A 2939-nucleotide genomic window follows, 5' to 3' on the forward strand; every position below is an offset into this window, starting at 1 on the left:
TCGACCATCGCGCCCATTTTCGAAATCGGATCGAGCGGATCGCCGGGCTGCGTGGCCGCCGCACGCTGCACCAGTTTCTCCACCAGGGCATCCTTGATGCCGCGCTGGACGAGCAGGCGTGAATTGGCGGAACAGACCTCGCCCTGGTTGAAGAAGATGCCGAAGGCCGCCATATCGGCCACCACATCGAGATCCCCGCAGTCGGCAAAGACGAGGTTGGGGCTCTTGCCGCCGGTCTCCAGCCAGACCTGCTTCATGTTCGACTGCCCGGAATATTGCAGGAACATCTTGCCCACCGCGGTCGAACCGGTGAAGGCGAGGCAATCCACATCCATATGGCGGCCAAGCGCCTGGCCGGCGGTTTCGCCAAGGCCGGGCACGACATTGAGCACGCCGGCAGGCAGGCCCGCCTCCATCGCCAGCTCCGCCAGGAGCAGGGCCGACAGAGGCGACTGCTCGGCGGGTTTCAGCACCACCGAATTGCCCGCCGCCAGCGCCGGCGCGCACTTCCAGGTCGCCATGTCGAGCGGGAAGTTCCACGGCACCACCGCGCCGACCACGCCAAGCGGCTCGCGCCGCACCAGCACCAGATCGCCTTCGCCGGTCGGCGCCACCTCGCCATAGATCTTGTCGATGGCCTCGCCATACCATTGGAAGATCGCCGCCGAACCGGGGACGTCGACCGAGGCCGCATCCCTGACCAGTTTGCCCATGTCCAGCGATTCAAGCAGGGCCAGTTCATGCAGGTTGTCGCGCAGCAGCTGCGCCAGCCGCAGCAACACCTCGTTGCGGTGCGCCGGGCTGGTGCGCGACCAGACGCCGGCGTTGAAGCTGCGCCTAGCGGCGGCAACCGCCAGATCGATGTCTTCCTCGCCGCAGGACGCCACTTCGGCCAGCACCTCGCCCGTTGCCGGATTGACGCTGGCAAAGGTCCGGCCCGAACGCGCCGCGACCGTCTTGCCGTCGATGAACGCCTTGTCACGAAAACGGATCGCGGACGCCTTGCCGATCCAGTCCTTGTGGCTGAGTTCACTCATCGCAGGTGACCCCTGTCTTGACTATTCGTCGCCCGGCACGCCGTAGCTCGGCGCATCGGATGGGTTGATCGCGCGGGTCACATAGGCATCGAGCTGTGGCTTGTAGAGTTGCCACAGCGCCGCCAGTTGCTCGATAGGACAATCGTCGGTCCAGTCGCAGCGCAGGTCGGCGACCGGCCACGCCACCTCACGCACCAGCTTCATGCCGGCGGAATGGACAGGGCCAGCCTCGCCGCCGGCTGTCAGCGCCGCGCGCATAGTCGCGATGAGGCGGTCGCCGAGATGCCCCTCCGACGCCAGGAAAGCCTCGACCATCGCTTGCGGCACGCCATCATGGGCCAGCATGTTGCCGCCGCAAGCGACATTGTCAGCTCGCGCCTCCGCCCAGATGCCAAGAGCTTTGGGACCCGAATGGATCGCGGTCGCTCCAGCGGCGTCGACAGCCAGCACCTGCCGGTATTCGGGATAGGCACCGGTGCGCTTCAATATGGCAATCGCCTCCGCCGCGGACGCGCCGCGCGCCAGCAATTCGAGACCGCGCAGTCCAAGCGTAGGATCGGTGACGTTCTGGCTGGCAATGGCCCCGGCGCCCGCCTGCGCATAGGCGCAGCGCGCCGCAACAGCAGGCGACGAGGAGGACACCGCGACCCCGAACATGCCGGTGCGGCCGCACCGCGCGACAATGGAAAAGGTCATCGCAATCAGTCCGGAATGACGGCGGTGCCGTCGATCTCGACCAGCCAGTCCGGCCGCGCCAGGGCCTGCACGACAAGGCCGGTCGAGACGGGATGCACGCCTCTGATATACTCGCCCATGGTACGGTAGACCGCCTCACGATGGCGCACATCGGTGATGTAGACCACCACCTTGACCAGGTGCTCCATGGTGCCGCCGCACTCCTCGATCAGCTGGCGGATGTTCTGCATGACCTTGTGCGTCTGCTCGACCGGATCATGGCTGTCGATGTTCTTGGCCGTGTCGAGGTCCTGCGGACACTGGCCGCGCAGATAGACGGTCCTGCCGCCCCGCGTAACGACCGCCTGGCACAGATCATTGTCGAGCTTCTGCTCGGGATAAGTGTCCTTGGTGTTGAACTTTCGAATTCTTGTATGCGCCATCTTGGTCTCCGTCGGATCAGGCTCGAGGTCGGGGCATCCCGTTTGAGGTGCCGTGTCTATGCCACCTTGGTCTCGCGCTTCGCGGACGCATGGTAGGCCAGGTATTTGCGCTGCGTGGAAATATGGTCGGCCACATGCTGCGCGTCGTGCCAGACGCCCCAGATGAAGCTCGACCCTCTGCGCGATTGCCAAGGCAGTCCGAGGAAATAGATGCCGGGCTCGGTCGACACACCGCGCTGGTGCTTCGGCTTGCCCCTTTCGTCGAACACATCGACCTTCAGCCAGTTGTAGTCGACGGTGAATCCCGTCGCCCAGATGATCGAACCTATCTCGGCTTCCGACAGGTTCAGCTCGAGAATGGGATCGGTCATGCATCGCGGGTCCGGGCCGATCTTGCGGGCCTCGGGCTCCGGGGGAAGGTCGAGGCCGTTGCGGGCGACATAGGCATCTGCCTCGTCCAGAACCGACATGTAATTCGCATCGCCGCGCGCGATATTCTTGGCCAGATCGGGTGCGAAAGTCATCACACCGTGCCTGTAGGATTCGGTCCGGCCAACCAGCGTCATCCCTTGCGCGGCAAGGCGCCGGAAGTCGATCGTCTGGCCGCCACGCGCGCCGCTGACCGCGATGGTGACATGTTCGGTGCCGGGCGCAGGCGCCTGCGCGTCCCACTTGCCCAAAACCCCCAGCCACCAGCAGAAGTCACGTTCGCGATAGGCCCGCGGCGGCCGATCGTGCGGCCCGACCGAGAGATAAACCCGCCGTCCCGCACGCTGGAGTTCGT

The 2939-nt window shown here is 65.3% G+C and carries 3 protein-coding genes and 1 pseudogene; all 4 read right to left on the bottom strand.

Annotation, left to right across the window (positions count from 1 at the left end; genetic code table 11):
* Positions 1 to 1037 (bottom strand): aldehyde dehydrogenase family protein (locus EN925_RS30475; protein ID WP_128337155.1); only part of this gene is annotated, 1037 nt, incomplete at its 3' end.
* 21 nt (positions 1038 to 1058) lie between these two features.
* Positions 1059 to 1733 (bottom strand): DUF1028 domain-containing protein, encoded by a 675-nt coding sequence (locus EN925_RS30480; protein WP_013530450.1) that lies wholly within the window; start codon positions 1731 to 1733, stop codon positions 1059 to 1061.
* A 5-nt stretch (positions 1734 to 1738) separates the two neighbouring features.
* Positions 1739 to 2155, bottom strand: a complete 417-nt coding sequence (locus tag EN925_RS30485) for a RidA family protein (RefSeq protein ID WP_013530449.1) — start codon at positions 2153 to 2155, stop codon at positions 1739 to 1741.
* Positions 2156 to 2211: 56 nt separating this feature from the next.
* Positions 2212 to 2939, bottom strand: a pseudogene (locus EN925_RS30490) (FAD-dependent oxidoreductase); the annotation flags it as partial.

It is taken from the genome of Mesorhizobium sp. M7A.F.Ca.US.006.04.2.1 (assembly GCF_004022915.1).
GTDB lineage: Bacteria > Pseudomonadota > Alphaproteobacteria > Rhizobiales > Rhizobiaceae > Mesorhizobium > Mesorhizobium ciceri.

Bases quoted from the DNA above. Each gene is read 5' to 3' on its own strand.
- EN925_RS30480 (WP_013530450.1), bottom strand. From the start codon at position 1,733: ATGACCTTTTCCATTGTCGCGCGGTGCGGCCGCACCGGCATGTTCGGG.
- EN925_RS30485 (WP_013530449.1), bottom strand. From the start codon at position 2,155: ATGGCGCATACAAGAATTCGAAAGTTCAACACCAAGGACACTTATCCC.